Raw genomic sequence first — 15,380 nt, forward strand, 5'->3', positions numbered from 1 at the left:
CCGAAACCGACCGCCTTTCGCCTTGATTGCCCCACAATGAGCGGGCACAAGCCTGCCCATGACAAGCCAAGCGGCACTCGTGCTGTTCTCCGGCGGCCAGGACAGCGCCACCTGCCTCGCCGATGCGCTCGACCGGTTCGACCGGGTCGAGACCATCGGGTTTTTCTACGGCCAGCGTCACGCCGTCGAACTCGAATGCCGCGCCCCGCTCCGCCGCACGATCGCGGCGCTGCAACCCTGGCGCGCCACTTTTGGCCCCGACCACATGCTCGACATCGCCGCCGCCCTCGCCGCGCTGGGTGAAACCGCGATGACGGCGGATATCGAAATCGCCACCACCACCGCCGGCCTGCCCAACACCTTCGTGCCGGGGCGCAACCTGCTGTTCCTCACCTATGCCGCCGCACTCGCCTACCGGCGCGGCCTCGGCGTGCTGGTCGGCGGCATGTGCGAGACCGATTATTCCGGCTACCCCGACTGCCGCAACGACACGATGCGCGCCATGCAATCCGCCCTCGGCCTCGGGCTCGACCGCCCGATCATCATCGACACCCCCTTGATGTACCGCGACAAGGCCGCCACCTGGCGCCTCGCCGAAACCCTCGGCGGCGCCGCGCTGGTCGAGACCATCCGCACCGAAAGCCATAGCTGCTACAAGGGTGATCGCGCGGTCCTGCACGACTGGGGCTATGGCTGCGCCGCCTGCCCGGCGTGCGATCTCCGGGCCGCCGGCTGGGCGCGCTATCGCGCCGGCGCTGTGCCCGGCGGCGATACCATGGACGGAACATGACAATTTTGTTTAACCAGCGCCACCCGGGCGCTGTATGGCGCATCCGATCCGTGCTACGCACACGTAGGACAGGATAAGGACGGACGGCGATGGTTTCCACAACCTGCCGACGCACCATATCAACGTCAGGGACGAAATCACCACCGATCGGCTGCCCCGGCTGGCCGGTTTGAACTTCAGGAACAATCGCAGCGCGATGAACAGGTTGCCGACACGATGAAAACGATCAACGCGATCCGGATGGGCGGGGCCGATGTGCTGCCGCTGGTCGAAGGCGGCAAAGGCGTCGCAATTTCGAACGGGCGTTCGGCCGGCCAATGGGCGGCGTCGGGCGGCGTCGGCACGTTCAGCGCGGTCAATGCCGATTCTTACGATGCGGACGGCAAGCCAATCCCGCAACTCTACCACGGCACCACCAGGCGCGCCCGCCACGAGGAACTCGTGACCTACGCGATCGAAGGCGGCATCGCCCAGGCCCAGCGCGCGCACGAGGAATCCAACGGCCAGGGCCGTATCCACGCCAATATCCTGTGGGAAATGGGTGCCGCCGAGCGCGTCATCACCGGCATTCTCGAAGGTGCCAAGGGGCTGATCAGCGGCATCACCTGCGGTGCCGGCATGCCCTATAAACTGTCCGAAATCGCCTCCAAATTCAACGTCCACTACTATCCCATCGTCTCCTCCGCCCGCGCCTTCAACGCGCTGTGGCGCCGCGCCTATCACAAGGCGGCCGATCTGATGGGCGGCGTCGTCTATGAAGACCCCTGGCTCGCCGGCGGCCACAACGGCCTGTCGAACTCCGAAGATCCCACCAAACCCGAAAACCCGCTGCCGCGCGTCATCGCGCTGCGCAAGCAGATGCGCGAATTCGGCCTCGACGCCACGCCGATCATCATGGCCGGCGGCGTCTGGTGGCTCGAAGAATGGGAGGATTGGCTGGACAACCCCGATGTCGGCCCGATCGCCTTCCAATTCGGCACCCGCCCGCTGCTGACCCAGGAAAGCCCGATCAGCGATGTCTGGAAACAGCGCCTGCTCACCCTCAAGGCAGGCGACATCTTCCTCAACCGCTTCTCGCCCACCGGGTTCTATTCCAGCGCGGTCAACAACGACTTCATCCAGAGCCTGCGCGCCCGCTCCGAACGCCAGGTCGCCTACACCGGCGAGCCGGTCGGCGCCCACACCGCCGAATACGGCGTCGGCCCGCGCAAACGCCCGGTCTGGCTCACCACGACCGACCTCGCCCGCGTGCGCGGCTGGGAACGCGAAGGCTTCGTCGAAGCCCTGCGCACCCCCGACTCGACGCTGGTGTTCGAAACCCAGGCCGCCCTCGAAGACATCCAGCGCGATCAGGTCAATTGCATGGGCTGCCTGTCGCACTGCCGGTTTTCCAACTGGTCGCAGGAAGGCCCGGAGTTCTCGACCGGCAAAAAAGCCGACCCGCGCAGCTTCTGCATCCAGAAAACCCTCCAGGACATCGCCCATGATGGCGAAAACCCGGAATCGGTCGAACGCAACCTGATGTTCAGCGGCCACAACGGCTACCGCTTCGCCACCGACCCGTTCTATTCCAACGGCTTCATCCCCACCGTGAAGCAATTGTTCGAACGGATCATGACCGGCCGCTGACCGCGGCCGCTCACGCGGCGCTACACTACCGCGCTCTGCCCCATCGCCAGGAATTTCTCCCGGCGCTTGGCGCGCAGCGCTTCCGGCGCCATCGTCTTGAGCGGCGCGAGCGCGGTGGCGATCGCCTCGCCCAATTGCGCGACCGCCGCATCCGGCGCGCGATGCGCGCCGCCAAGCGGCTCGGGCACGATCCGGTCGATAATGCCCAACCGCTTCAAATCCTGCGCCGTCACCTTCATCGCCTCGGCGGCCTGCGGGGCCATCGCCCGGTCCTCCCACAGAATCGCCGCACAGCCCTCCGGCGAAATCACCGAATAGATCGCGTGCTCATACATCAGAACCACATCGGCGGCGGCGATCGCAATCGCACCGCCCGAACCACCTTCCCCGATGATGGTCGCAATGAACGGCACCGGAGCCGCAAGACACGCATCGATCCCGCGCGCAATCGCCTCCGCCTGGCCGCGCGCCTCGGCATCGATGCCGGGATACGCCCCCGAAGTATCGACGAACGATAAAATCGGCAGGCCGAACCGCCCCGCCAGCTCGATCATCCGCCGCGCCTTGCGATAGCCCTCCGGCCGCGGCGAGCCGAAATTATGCTTGAGCCGGCTATCGAGATCGGACCCTTTCTCGATCGCGATGACCATGACCGGCTCACCCTGAAACCGCCCCGGCCCCGCGATGATCGCGGCATCCTCGGCAAACGCCCGGTCCCCGGCAAGCGGGGTGAACTCGGTGATCAGCCCGGCGATCATGTCCTTCGCCTTGGGCCGTTCCGGATGCCGCGCCACCTGGGTCTTCTGCCAGGGCGTGAGCTTGCCGTACAAATTGCGCAACTGCCGCTCGGCCTTGTCGGAAAGCTGCGATACCTCCTGGGCGATGTTCAACTCGCCCGGATCGGTCATCCGGCGCAGCTCTTCAATCTTGGCCTCCAGTTCGGCGACCGGTTTTTCGAAATCGAGAAAATGACGCATGGGTGTCGGGTGTCGCAGAACGGCCGTGATGTCAAATCATCCAGCCCTTCAGGGCGGCGCGAGAGGTAAGAAAGAACTTCTTTTTTGTGAACAAAAAAGAAGCAAAAAAAACTTTGTCAATTAGAGTCCGTGCCGGTGAAACCGCCCCCGCCACAGATCAAAAAAGTTTTTTGCTTCTTTTTTACAAAAAAGAAGACCTTACCTTCACACGCCCTCGGCTCCCCGCGCGCGCAGCGCCGCCCGCGCATAAGCCGCGCGCACATACCGATCGGTCGGGTGCGGCTGGCGCGTCTGCAAATGCCCATCCGCCGCCGGCACGCCGAACGCGGCCATCCGGCGTGACAGGATTTCGATCAGATGCGGCGCATCCGCCATTGGCCGTGCGGCATCGTCGCGCAGTACGGAAGTGGTCAGATCATCGCTCGCCGCAATCCGGATCAGCGCGCTCCCCGCGTGCAGCGGCGTCACCAGCGCCGCACCGGCACGGTCGGCTTGCAACTCGCGCTGCCGGCTCCAATGGCTCACCGCCTCGTCGAAACACGCGGTCACGAACAGGCTGAGCGCAAGCCCGGGCAGCAGCACCAGCGTCCGCGGTGGCCGGCGCTGCGCCACCATCATGGCCAGCGCGCTGCGATGCAGGCTGGCGTAGGTCGGCAGGAAGCGCAGGCTGTAAACCGTGTCCTCCCCGGCGAAATGCGCGAGTTCATGCCCGATCACCGCAAGCGTCTCCTCCCGCCCCAGCAGCGACAGGGTGGTGAGCGGCACATGCAGCGTGCGCCCCTCGATCACCCGTTCCTCCGGCAGCAGACGCACCCCGCCCGATGTCACATGAAACCCATCGGTCACCCCCACCACGATATGATCGGGTGCCAGCGCCGCCTGCCGCTGCGCCGCATCGCGCACCAGCGCCCATAATCCCGGCGCATCGGCATCGGCCAATTCGCGCGCCAGCAGCGGATAGGGCTCGGCGGCGAACAGGCTGAACGCCGCGCGCAGCCGCAGCAGGATTTTCCACGCCGCCGCCAGCAGCACCCCCGCCAGCGCAATCGCCAATATCAGCGCGCGCGGATCATCCAGGATCGCCCCAGGATCACCGAACAGCGCCATCACCAGGCTGAACACCACCCCGGCAACACCCAGCGCGATCGCGACATACTGCACGCCCAGCACCGCCGGCAGCGTGCGCCACGTCAGCGCCGCCACCATCACGAGGCGCTCACGCGAGACCACGCTGCCAAACTTGAGCGCGGCGGCCACCAGCCACCCGGCCAATCCGGCGATCAGCGCCACCAAGCCGGCCACCACCGCAAGCACCGTGAACCCGAACCGGATGCGCGCCATCACCACCCGCCCGCCGGTCCGATCACGCGCACCGCGCACCAGCGCCAGCGCGTCCGACGCCGCAAGCCGCCTACCATCCCGAAACGTCAGCACCGTGTGCGGATCACGCGTCACCACCGCGCCGATCTGCCCAACCTCACGGTCGAACCCCTGCGCCATCCGCACGCGTTGCGCCACGCCATGCCCGACCACCGGCACCTGCCAAAGGCCGAACGCGAGCAACGCCACCGGCACCGCCACCATCAATCCGGCCAGACGAACTAGCGAAGTCTGACTTGGTGCAACGGTCATGTCGATCCCTCCCGCCGCGCTCAATCGTTCAGTGCGAACGACAGCCGCGGATATGTCCTGAACAACGTAGCGCCATATTTTGCCGCCTCGTCGCCGACGCCCGATGATTGATCAGTCGCAACCGCAACCGCCAGCGCCGATGCCCGGTGGTGCAGCCCGGTACCTTTTTTGGTCATCTGCGCCGCAAGCTCCGCCGCCGCGATCGCCCGCACCGGTGCCGTGGGCGGCCCATCCGGCACGATCTTGCCCAGCGCATACAGCCGCGCAAGCTGAAACGCCGCCCGTGCGCTGCCGTCGTGCATCGCCCGCGTGTACCACACCGCCGCCTCTCGATCCGACCGCGTGAGGTTCCAAAACCCCTCCAACCACGCATCCCCGACGAATCGCTCGGCGCTCTCCGAAGGATAGGGCAGGGTGGCCGCCGTCACCATCCAGCGCTCGCCCTCGCCATGCAGCTTGGCGGCACGGGTAGGGTCGGTGGTTTTCAGCCGGGCGTATCGGCGGATCAGCAGCGACGCATAGGCAAAGCATCCCCTGTGATACCCGCGCAGTGCCGACACATGATAAAGTGCATCTCTCAGCGATCCGGCCGTCGGCGCCGCGGCGGCGCCCGACAATGCCCCCGCCGCCGCCGCGCTCAACACTGGCAGCACCGCGACCTTGGGATGAAGTTGCAGCAGAACCGCCGCCTGCGCGGCACTGCGCGCCGAACCGGCGGCAATCGCCGCGGCATACGCCCGCTGCGCCGCCGCCAGATCGACCACCGTCCGATCGGAACCGGCCCCGAACAGCCGGATGTCCCCCAGCGACGAACAGGCCGCCACTCGCACAACCCGATCATCCCCCGCCGCGCAGCGTGAAGCGAGCGTTGCAAGCCCCGTCGCCCGATCGGCCGGAATCGCGTGCCGATAGCCGTAAACCTGCTGCGCCGCGATGAACACATCGGCCAGCGCCCGGGTCCGTGCATCCGGCGAATGTGCCATGGCGAGCGCCTGCTTGCCCGAAACATTCGGCGCGTACAGCGCACTGCGATGCCACACCGCGACCGGATAGGGTTTCGGCAATCCCGCCGGACCATGCCGCCCGCTCACAACCGCAATACCGGCGATCATCAGGCACCACAGCCCAACCAGCGCGTAGAAAATCCGGTCCGCCCGCGTTGTTGCCGGCTTCACGCCGCGCGCTCCGCCCTCGTACGGAAATCCCAGCCGCCGCCGCTGGCCTTGCGCGCATTGCCGATCAAAAACGTCACATCCGCCGCCACCAGCCCCCGGCCGCGCCGCGCCATCACCTGAATCGTGATCAGCAGACCGACGCTCACCAGAAGCCCGATCGCCCCGATCGAACCACCATCGATCTCGACCAGCCCGAGCCCCGCCCGCAGCGACATCGCGAGCAACATGAGCGACACCGCGACCAGCCCGGCAAACGCCACGCCGGTCGGCTGGCGGTAAACCCCCCAGCCGGTCATCGCGATGCTCGCGGCAAACCCCAGAATGAACAGCGAAAGCAAAATCTGCGCGACCGGCGGCAGCATCGGCGCATCAGCCACCACCAGCACGTTGAGCGACAGCAACAGGGCATAAATAATGCAAAGGACAGCCAGCGTCATCGCCACGCGCGGCACCGCCGGCGCCTGCGGTGCCGCCGGCAGCAGTGCAACCATCCGCGCCAACGCCGCATCCTGGCGTCGCGTCAGCGCGCCACCAACCTCGTATTGCGCCTTGATTTCCTGATAAACCGCAATCCGCTCGGCGGTCGATCGCGGTTCCGGCAATGCCTGCCAGGCAGCCCGCACCGATTTCTGTACCGCCCGTAGCTTGAACCCTGCCGCCATTGTCGCTCCCTCGTTGGCTCAAAGATGTCAGAGATACGATGTAACCGACAGATCATGAGAAGTCCTGCGCTTTGTGAACAAAAAAAGCACAAAGACAATTTTTTAGTGCGAGTCCGCGCCACCCGCAGCACCCAACCCCCGCACCAGCGCCACCGCCTGCCCCAGCACCCCCGCCAGCGCCGCCCGTTGCGCGGCAACCAGATCGGGCGCCGTCACCCCCGCCAGCGGCGCCGTCGCCCGCAGCCGCCGCTGCGCCAACGGCCGCTCGCCGATCCCCACCGGCTTGGCCACCACCAGCGTCAACGCCGCCCGCGCGACATGAGCCGCCGGATCAGCCAACAGCGTATCCAGCGTCCCCTCCACGATCAGATCCGGCGTCAGCGAACTACCCTCGCCCACCACGGCGGCAAACGCGCCCGAAGCCTCCAACCAGGCGATCAGCGCGGCGGTGCTCGCCTGCGCCGGCGCGGTCGCCCAGCGATTGTAATACCCCTGATGAATGCTGCCATCGGCCAGCAGCGTGATCAGCCCGCGCTGGCTCAGCGTCGGCCCGGCGGCAATCCCCTGCACCTGCACCACCCCGCGTCCACCCACCCCGGGACCCACCGGCGGCGGCGGTGCCAAGGGCCAATCGCTCCGCGCGACATATGGCTGCTTGGCCAGAATGCCGCCGCACCCGGCCAGCGCCAGCGGTGTCGCAAGCAGAAAATGGCGGCGATCGAGGCTCATCATGCGTCGGCTCCCAAACATCAGCGCGGCGTCCGCGGCGGCGGCGGCGCGCCCCGCAACACCACCGCCGGATTATTCTTCAACGTCTCGGATAGCTCATCGAGGTTGGACGATGCCTGATCCAGATTGCGCAAAATCGGCATCATCTGCCGCGTCAGCGTCGCCGTCGCCCGGTTCGCCGTCGCAACCGTCGCCTTGGTATCCGCCAGCAGCGCCGGCATCGCGGCGGTCGCGGTCGCCAATTCACGGCTGGTCCGATCCAGCTGATCCAGAATCGCATTGGTCTTCGCCCCATCCGCCAGATTACGGATCGAAGCGGTCGTCGCCGGCAGATCCGCCTGCGCCACCTGCGATTTCAACTCCGCCAGCAACCCGTTGGCATTCGCGATCGCCTGATGCGCATCCCCGGTGGTAATCTCCTGATTCAGCGTATCGATCGTCGAGGTCAGCAGCTTCACCGTCTGATCGAATTTCACCCCGTTCATATTGGTCAGAAAATTCTGCACCGCATCCTGCACCTGCGTCAGCGTGCTCGGAATCGAGGGGATCACCACGCTGCGCGGATGCCACGCGATCGGCTTGACCGGATGCTGCGTCGGCGAGACGAAGCTGAGCTCCAGATACGCAAGCCCGGTAATCCCCTGCGGTGCCACCTGCACCCGCAACCCATGATCGATCGCCCCGCCGAAATTCGCATCCGGCCCGATCTTCTTCGGATCGACCCGAAACCGCACCACCACCTGATGATACACCGGCTTGACCAGATCTGCCGGATTGGCCGGCGGATACTCCGCCGAAACCAGCCCGATATCCGTCACCTTGCCGATCGTCACCCCCCGGAACTTCACCGCCGAGCCGACATCGAGCCCCTGCACCGATTCCGCGAAATACGATTCATAATTCAGCCCCGAGCGGAACGCATTGCCCGACAAAATGAAAATCGCGGCGATCAGCACGACAATGCCGCCCAGCACGAACAACCCGGTCCGCAGCGCCGCCCCCTTACCCTCCATCGCCGCCGTTCCTCTCGCAATCCATCATGGGGCATCCCGGTTGAAAAACGCGCGCACCGTCGGGTGCGTGCTCGATTGCTGCAAATCGCGCGGCACCCCGAGCGCGATCATGCCGCGCGCCTCGCGATCGAGCATGACACACCGGTCCGCGATCGCGAAAATCGACTGCAACTCATGCGTGACCACCACAAACGTGCAATCCAGCGTCGCCCGCAAATCCAAAATCAACCGGTCCAACCCCGCCCCGGTGATCGGATCGAGCCCCGCCGAAGGCTCATCGAGAAACAAAATCGGCGGGTCCAGCGCCAGCGCCCGCGCAATCGCCGCCCGCTTCGCCATGCCGCCCGAAATCTCGGATGGCAGCAAATTCACCGCCTCGGCCAGCCCGACCATCGCGAGCTTGATCCGCGCAATCTCCGCCCGCGCCCGCGCCGGCAAATCCGTGAACATCGCCAGCGGCAACATCACGTTCTCCAGCAGTGTCATCGAACCGAATAGCGCGCCCGATTGAAACATCACGCCAATCTCGCGCCGCACCGCTGCGACCCGCTCCACCACATCATAGCCGCCCACGCTGATATGCCCCTTGGTCGGCGTCAGCAGCCCGATCATCTGCTTGAGCAGCGTCGATTTGCCGCACCCCGACCCGCCGAGCACCACGAACACCTCGCCGGTCGCAACCGTAAAACTCACATCCTCGAAAATCACCCGCCCGCCGAAACTCTGCCCGGCATGATCCACCACGATCGCCGGCCCGCAAGCCGCGCTCACAGGCCCAACCGATAAAAAATCACCGCGAACAGCCCATCGAGCAAAATCGTCACCACGATCCCGCCCACCACCGCCGATGTCGCCGCCTCGCCCACCGCGCGCGGCCCGCCCCCCGCGGTCAACCCCGCCCGGCACCCGATCAACCCGATCGCCGCCCCAAACACCACCGCCTTGAACAGCCCGAGCAACAGATCATACGGCCCGGTCGCCATCTGGATCTGATTGAGAATCGCCGAAGGCGGAAACCCCAGGATCATCATCACCAGCCCCATGCCCAGCACCCCGGCAATGTCCACCCCCAGCGCCAGCGCCGGCATCACCACCATCGCCGCCGCCATCCGTGGAATCACCAGCATCGTCTCGGCATCGATCCCCATGGTCGTCAGCGCCGCCACCTCCTCGTTGACCACCATGGTGCCCAATTCGGCCGCGAACGCCGACCCGGTCCGCCCCGCCAGAATAACCGCCCCCAGCAGCGGCCCCAACTCCCGAAACAACGACAGCGACACCAGCGCCGCCACATAAATGTCCGCCCCGAACTGCCTCATCGGAATCGCCGACTGGAACGCCAGGATCATCCCGATCAGAAATCCCATCATCCCCACCAGCGGCATCGCCTGCGTCCCCGCCCGCTCCACCAGCCGGAAAAAATTACCCCCCCGCAAAAACCGCAGCTTGCCCGGCAGGCGCGCCGTCGCCAGAATCGTCTGGCCGAAAAACGTCACCCGGATCAAAAATGTCCGCCATACGCTGGTGCGCGCCACCGTCCGCGCCGGCACCTTCGCCGTCACCCCGTCCGGCACCGCCAGGCGCAGCCGCGCCATCAACTGCGCCGGCTTCTCGCCCAGCCCGCGCCACTCGATCCGCCCCGAATGATCCCGCTCCAGCGCCAGCAGCAGCGCCGCCCCCGATGTATCGATCAGTTCAGCCCCGGCAACATCGATCGCGAGCCCACCCCCCGCCCGCCGCGCCGCATCCACCGCGCGGATCCATACCGGCGCCAACGCCGTCGCGGTCAGCGGCCCGGCCAGGCTGATCACCGTGCCGCCGCCCTCGCTGGCAACCTCAAGCTGAACCGCCGTCATCCGAGCCATGCAGGCACGTGCAATCCCATATGATGAGCGACCTGCAGGCCGCCAGCGTGAATCATCGTCAATGCCACATATAGCACGATGGCAAGCCCAACCCAGACCAGCCAGCGATGCCGCGTCAACAACCGCGCCACGATATTCGCGGCCAACCCCATCAACGCCACCGAAAACACCAGCCCGCCCGCCAGCAGCACCGGATGATCCCGCGCCGCCCCCGCCACCGCCAGCACATTGTCCAGACTCATCGACAGATCGGCAATCACGATCCGGATCGCCGCATCCCGCAGCCGCGACGGCGCCGCCTCATTCACCGCAAGCGGCTGGCGCCGAAACTCCCGCCACGATTTCCACGCGACATACAAAAGCAGAATCCCGCCCGCCAACGTCAGCCCGATCACCGCCAGCAGCCGCAACGCCACCAACGCCAACCCGATCCGAATGACCGTCGCCGCCCCCACCCCGATCAAAATCGCCTGCCGCTGCTGCGCCTTCGGCAACCGCGCCACCGCGAGCCCGATCACGATCGCATTGTCCCCGGCCAACACCAGATCGATCAGCAAAACCTGCGCCAGCACGGCAAGATCGGCGAGAGCCATGTTCATGCAGCGTGGTTCGCGTCTGCGTCCTTGGTTGTCAACCGGAACGCCAGGGCAGGGGCAGGAAGGTCTTCTTTTTTGTGAACAAAAAAGAAGCAAAAAAAACTTCGTTCGTTCGCGCCCGTGCCGATCGACCGTCTCAAACTCAATATTGTTTACCCGATCTTGAGATTCTGTGCTAGCAAAATGAGACCAGCGATGATTCCGAACCCCAGGGGCGCGACCGATGAAGACCGCTTCCGCAGCGGCAGGCCAATCGAGCAAAGCGGCTCCGCCACACCAGGTACGCGGATCGGCCATCGCCAAAAACAACTGGGTCCTGCTCGCACGCATCGTCATCGTAGCCGGGCTCGACGATCTGCTCTTCGTCCCCTTCTTCCTCGCCGAGCATTCACTCACCCAGGCCGCGATGAACCTGTTCAGCGCTGGCCTCTACGCCGTCATCCACCGCCTGCTCAAGCACAGGCGCAACCGCCTCGCCGTCGCGCTGATCTGGGCGGAAGTCTTCGGCCACGCCACCATCGGAACCCTGCTCAGCGGATGGAACAGCGGCTATTTCTTCTATCTCCTCATGTTCGTGCCCACAATCGCCATCAGCATGCCGCGCCGGCGCGCCATCATCCTCATCGCCTGGCTATGGGCCTATTTCATCGCCCTGATGATCCTCGCCGCAACACTGCACCCGCTCGCGCCGATCGGCCACGCCGCCCTCGTGTTCCTGCAAGCCTACAACGCCACGGTCCTGATCGGCATGGTCACCTACTTCACCCTGATGTACCGCCGCCTCGCCATCGCCGCCGAACAGAAACTCCAGCGCCTCGCCACCACCGATCCCCTGACCGGATTGCTCAACCGCCGCTCTACCATCGAAATGGCCGCCCGCAGCATCGCCGCCGCCGAGCGCGGCAGTGCCGATCTATCCTTCATCCTCGTCGATATCGATCATTTCAAACTCATCAACGACCGGTTCGGCCACAAAGCGGGCGATGGCATCCTGACCACGGTCGCCGCCGAACTCAGCGAGCTGATCCGCGGCGAGGATATCCTGGCCCGCTGGGGCGGCGAAGAGTTTCTCGTCGTCCTGCCCGACACACCAATCGAAGGCGCCGCCGAACTCGCAACCCGGTTTCAGGAACGCTTCACCGCCTTCAAGCCGCAGATTTGCGAGCACAACGTCAGCATCAGCCTCACCATGGGCATCAGCACCCTAGCCCCCGGCGAATCCTTCGATGCCGCCGTCGCCCGCGCCGATCAAGCCCTCTATCGCGGCAAAGACCAGGGACGAAACCGTATCATCCTCGATACGGGCAACACCGGGTCACCGCAGGACAAGGTCACGGCAGCGTAGCTCTTCTTTTTTGCGAACAAAAAAGAAGCAAAAAAACTTCACCAATCTGAGCCCGTGCCGCCTCAAACGCCCGTGCCCCGGAGTCAAAAAGTTTTTTGCTTCTTTTTTCCAAAAAAGAAGCCTTCCCTTTTCCCGCGCCCACCCCTTGCCAACCCAACCGCCCCCGCCCAAAACCGCCGCGCGAGCAAGGAGACCCCGATGGTACCGCGTTATTCCCGCCCCCTCATGGTGGCGATCTGGCAGGATCTGAACCGCTACCGCATCTGGTTCGAAATCGAGGCGCTGGCCGCCGAAGCCATGGTCGCCACCGGCGATGTCCCAGCCGAAGCCGCCGCCGCCATCCGCGCCCACGGCGGCGCCGCGATCGCTGCGATGACCAAGGCCGATGTCACCAAAATCGCCGACATCGAAGCCGTCACCCGCCACGACGTCATCGCCTTCCTCACCTGGCTCGCCGAACCGATCGGGCCGGACAGCCGCTTCGTCCACCTCGGCATGACCAGCTCGGACGTGCTGGACACCTGCCTCGCCGTCCAGCTCACCCAGGCGACCGACCTCCTCCTCCAGGGCATCGATGCCGTCATGGCGGCGCTGAAAAAACGCGCGCTCGAACACAAACTCACCCCCACCATCGGCCGCAGCCACGGCATCCACGCCGAACCCACCAGCTTCGGCCTCAAACTCGCCGGCCACTACGCCGAATTCGCCCGCAATCGCGCCCGCCTGCTCGCCGCGCGCACCGAAATCGCCACCTGCGCCATCTCCGGCGCCGTCGGCACCTTCGCCCATCTCGACCCGCGCATCGAAGCCCATGTCGCCGCCCAACTCGGCCTCGCGGTCGAACCGGTCTCGACCCAGATCATCCCGCGCGACCGCCACGCCGCCTATTTCTGCACCCTCGCGGTGATCGCCTCCGGCATCGAACGCCTCGCCACCGAAATCCGCCACCTCCAGCGCTCGGAAGTCCGCGAAGCCGAGGAGTTCTTCCACCCCGGCCAGAAAGGTTCGTCGGCCATGCCGCACAAGCGCAATCCGGTCCTGTCGGAAAACCTCACCGGCCTCGCCCGCATCGTGCGCGGCTACGCACTCCCCGCCCTCGAAAACGTCGCCCTCTGGCACGAGCGCGACATCAGCCACTCCTCGGTCGAACGCGTGATCGCCCCCGACGCCACCATCACCCTCGACTTCGCCCTCAACCGCCTCGCCGGCATGATCGACAAACTGACCATCTACCCCGACCGCATGACCGAAAACCTCGAAAGCCTCGGCGGCGTCGTCCACTCCGGCGAAATCCTCCTCCTCCTCGCCCGCTCCGGCATCTCGCGCGAAGATTCCTATAAAATCATCCAGCGCAACGCCATGGCCACCTGGATCACCCTCGGCCACCCCGACGCCAAACGCTTCCGCGACCACCTCCTCGCCGACCCCGAAGTCGCCGGCCGCATCACCCCCGAAGCGATCGACACCGCGATGAACCCGCACCTCCACCTCGCCCGGATCGAAACCATCTTCGCGCGGGTGTTTCAGGAATAGAGGCAGATCAACGCTTCTTTTTGAAAGAAACCGTTTCCCCGTCCGGCGCGCTGGCCACGCGCGCCAAATCCGGCAACCGCCCGACGGCCTCGGCAGCGAAGCCGGCCTGCTCATCGTCGTCGTTGGTCGACAAGGACCAATCCCCATACGCCCTGAGTGTCGGAATCTTTTACATCTAAATTATTGCACACGCTTATGTCATTGTTTTTACTGAAATGAAAAATTGGTACATAAATTGCAACGATTTCGTTGCGAGTGTGCATGGTTGCATGCCGAATACAATGGAAGGTTAATTGAATGCGAAATTTGAAAAAACTGCTTCTTCTGACTGCCGCGTCAGCGTCGCTGGCCGTCGTCAGCCTCGGCGCCGCTCAGGCCGGAACGATCGACGTCGTCTGGAACTTCGTCGGCAACAATTCCAACCTTGGAACCACCCAGACCTACGCAAGCACCCCTGTCCTCAACCCGCCGATCGACATCACCGCGAGCGGCTTTACCAGCTCCGACAGCGGCGTTGTCGCTCAGGACCTCTACGGCAAAAACGGCGGCCCCAACAGCGGCGAACAAGGTGTCGGCCTAACGAACGATCCGACGGGCGATCACGAAATCACGCCCGGCAGCTTCATCCAGCTCGACCTGATCAATCTGGCCGATTCTTCGCAGATCACCAACATGGCGCTCAGCTTCCAGGCCGGCAGCACCACCGGCAGCGACGAATGGGCGGTCTACGGCTCCAACGCCGCCGGCGGGTTCGGCACGACTGAGCTCGCCACCGGCACCAATAATAAGCTCGTTGGCAATCTCGCCGGCAACATCATCGGCACCTACCGCTATCTCGACGTTACCGCCCTCAAAGGCAACATCCTGCTCGCCGAAGTCGACAACAAGGTGAACGTCCCGGAACCCGGCTCTCTCGCCTTGCTCGGCACCGGCCTGATCGGTCTCGGCCTGGTACTCCGCCGCCGCCGCAAAACCACCTGACCAGCCCCACCGCGCGCGGTGCGTCCCGATCGTCGGGCCGCACCGCCCGCAATCACCCCACACGACCCTCCCGCATCACGGCAACCCGCCGGCCACACGGCAATGGATCGATCAGGGGGGCGGCGGAGGAAGTAAGGCTTCTTTTTTGTAAAAAAGAAGCAAAAAACTTTTATTAATCTAGGACTTGGGCTTGGGGCTAAAATAGCCCCGGCCCAATAGCTAACAATAATTCTAACAAAACGCTTTCCCACCCCCCGTCCCGCGTCCTATCATCCTCGCGTGCCAGCAACCCCAACCAATCCCCCGTTCGTCATCCGCTGCTTCATCGTCATGATGAACGCGCTGTGCGACGCCGTGGCCGAACACGGCCCGGCCGGTTACGTCCCCGTCCCGATGGTCAATCTGATCTGGACCCGCCTGCAAAACCTCACCACCCGCTTCCTCGCCGCCCTC

At 65.0% G+C, this 15,380-nt stretch carries 15 protein-coding genes; 5 read left to right on the top strand and 10 right to left on the bottom strand.

The window, feature by feature from the left end:
• Nucleotides 1-58: 58 nt before the first annotated feature.
• Nucleotides 59-790: a 7-cyano-7-deazaguanine synthase QueC gene (queC, locus tag B7X49_RS01340; RefSeq protein ID WP_286702966.1), complete on the top strand. Its 732-nt coding sequence runs from the start codon at nt 59-61 to the stop codon at nt 788-790.
• Between the two features lie 216 nt (nt 791-1,006).
• Nucleotides 1,007-2,419, top strand: a complete 1,413-nt coding sequence (locus tag B7X49_RS01345) for a nitronate monooxygenase family protein (RefSeq protein WP_286702967.1) — start codon at nt 1,007-1,009, stop codon at nt 2,417-2,419.
• A gap of 20 nt (nt 2,420-2,439) precedes the next feature.
• On the opposite strand, the gene B7X49_RS01350 is transcribed toward B7X49_RS01345, so the two are convergent.
• From B7X49_RS01350 to B7X49_RS01390, 9 genes are all read right to left on the bottom strand, one after another.
• Nucleotides 2,440-3,396, bottom strand: coding sequence for an acetyl-CoA carboxylase carboxyltransferase subunit alpha (locus B7X49_RS01350; protein ID WP_029313001.1), 957 nt, complete (start codon nt 3,394-3,396; stop codon nt 2,440-2,442).
• Between the two features lie 204 nt (nt 3,397-3,600).
• Nucleotides 3,601-5,028, bottom strand: coding sequence for a M48 family metallopeptidase (locus tag B7X49_RS01355; RefSeq protein WP_286702968.1), 1,428 nt, complete (start codon nt 5,026-5,028; stop codon nt 3,601-3,603).
• A 20-nt stretch (nt 5,029-5,048) separates the two neighbouring features.
• Nucleotides 5,049-6,203, bottom strand: a complete 1,155-nt coding sequence (locus tag B7X49_RS01360; RefSeq protein ID WP_286702969.1) for a hypothetical protein — start codon at nt 6,201-6,203, stop codon at nt 5,049-5,051.
• Nucleotides 6,200-6,865 carry a hypothetical protein gene (locus B7X49_RS01365; RefSeq protein ID WP_286702970.1) on the bottom strand — a complete coding sequence of 222 codons (666 nt, stop codon included), beginning with the start codon at nt 6,863-6,865 and terminating at the stop codon, nt 6,200-6,202. Before B7X49_RS01365 ends, B7X49_RS01360 begins: the two co-directional genes overlap by 4 nt.
• Before the next feature lie 102 nt (nt 6,866-6,967).
• Entirely contained in the window at nt 6,968-7,597 is a 630-nt protein-coding gene (locus B7X49_RS01370) for an ABC-type transport auxiliary lipoprotein family protein (RefSeq protein WP_286702971.1), read from the bottom strand.
• Nucleotides 7,598-7,614: 17 nt separating this feature from the next.
• On the bottom strand, nt 7,615-8,607 hold the full coding sequence (locus B7X49_RS01375; RefSeq protein WP_286702972.1) for an MlaD family protein: 993 nt from the start codon (nt 8,605-8,607) through the stop codon (nt 7,615-7,617).
• A gap of 24 nt (nt 8,608-8,631) precedes the next feature.
• The gene (locus tag B7X49_RS01380; protein ID WP_286702973.1) at nt 8,632-9,378 is read right to left on the bottom strand and encodes an ABC transporter ATP-binding protein; all 747 of its coding nucleotides are present in this window, start codon (nt 9,376-9,378) and stop codon (nt 8,632-8,634) included.
• On the bottom strand, nt 9,375-10,472 hold the full coding sequence (locus tag B7X49_RS01385) for an ABC transporter permease (RefSeq protein WP_286838085.1): 1,098 nt from the start codon (nt 10,470-10,472) through the stop codon (nt 9,375-9,377). The genes B7X49_RS01380 and B7X49_RS01385 overlap by 4 nt, the downstream gene beginning before the upstream one ends.
• The gene (locus B7X49_RS01390; protein WP_286702975.1) at nt 10,460-11,071 is read right to left on the bottom strand and encodes a YjbE family putative metal transport protein; all 612 of its coding nucleotides are present in this window, start codon (nt 11,069-11,071) and stop codon (nt 10,460-10,462) included. The genes B7X49_RS01385 and B7X49_RS01390 overlap by 13 nt, the downstream gene beginning before the upstream one ends.
• 220 nt (nt 11,072-11,291) lie before the next feature.
• Here B7X49_RS01390 and B7X49_RS01395 point away from each other — a divergent pair, with 220 nt between their 5' ends.
• Together B7X49_RS01395 and purB are read left to right on the top strand one after the other, a co-directional pair.
• A complete protein-coding gene (locus tag B7X49_RS01395) occupies nt 11,292-12,413 on the top strand; it encodes a GGDEF domain-containing protein (RefSeq protein WP_286702976.1) in 1,122 nt (373 codons plus the stop codon).
• A gap of 198 nt (nt 12,414-12,611) precedes the next feature.
• Complete coding sequence (gene purB / locus B7X49_RS01400) at nt 12,612-13,946, top strand: adenylosuccinate lyase (protein ID WP_286702977.1); 1,335 nt, start codon at nt 12,612-12,614, stop codon at nt 13,944-13,946.
• 7 nt (nt 13,947-13,953) lie between these two features.
• Here the strand turns inward: purB and B7X49_RS01405 are convergent, their stop codons facing one another.
• Complete coding sequence (locus B7X49_RS01405) at nt 13,954-14,079, bottom strand: hypothetical protein (protein WP_286702978.1); 126 nt, start codon at nt 14,077-14,079, stop codon at nt 13,954-13,956.
• Between the two features lie 164 nt (nt 14,080-14,243).
• Between B7X49_RS01405 and B7X49_RS01410 the strand changes: the two genes are divergently transcribed.
• Nucleotides 14,244-14,927: a PEP-CTERM sorting domain-containing protein gene (locus B7X49_RS01410; protein ID WP_286838089.1), complete on the top strand. Its 684-nt coding sequence runs from the start codon at nt 14,244-14,246 to the stop codon at nt 14,925-14,927.
• Nucleotides 14,928-15,380: the final 453 nt, after the last annotated feature.

This window comes from Acidiphilium sp. 34-64-41 (assembly GCF_002282635.1).
Taxonomy (GTDB): Bacteria; Pseudomonadota; Alphaproteobacteria; order Acetobacterales; family Acetobacteraceae; genus Acidiphilium; species Acidiphilium rubrum.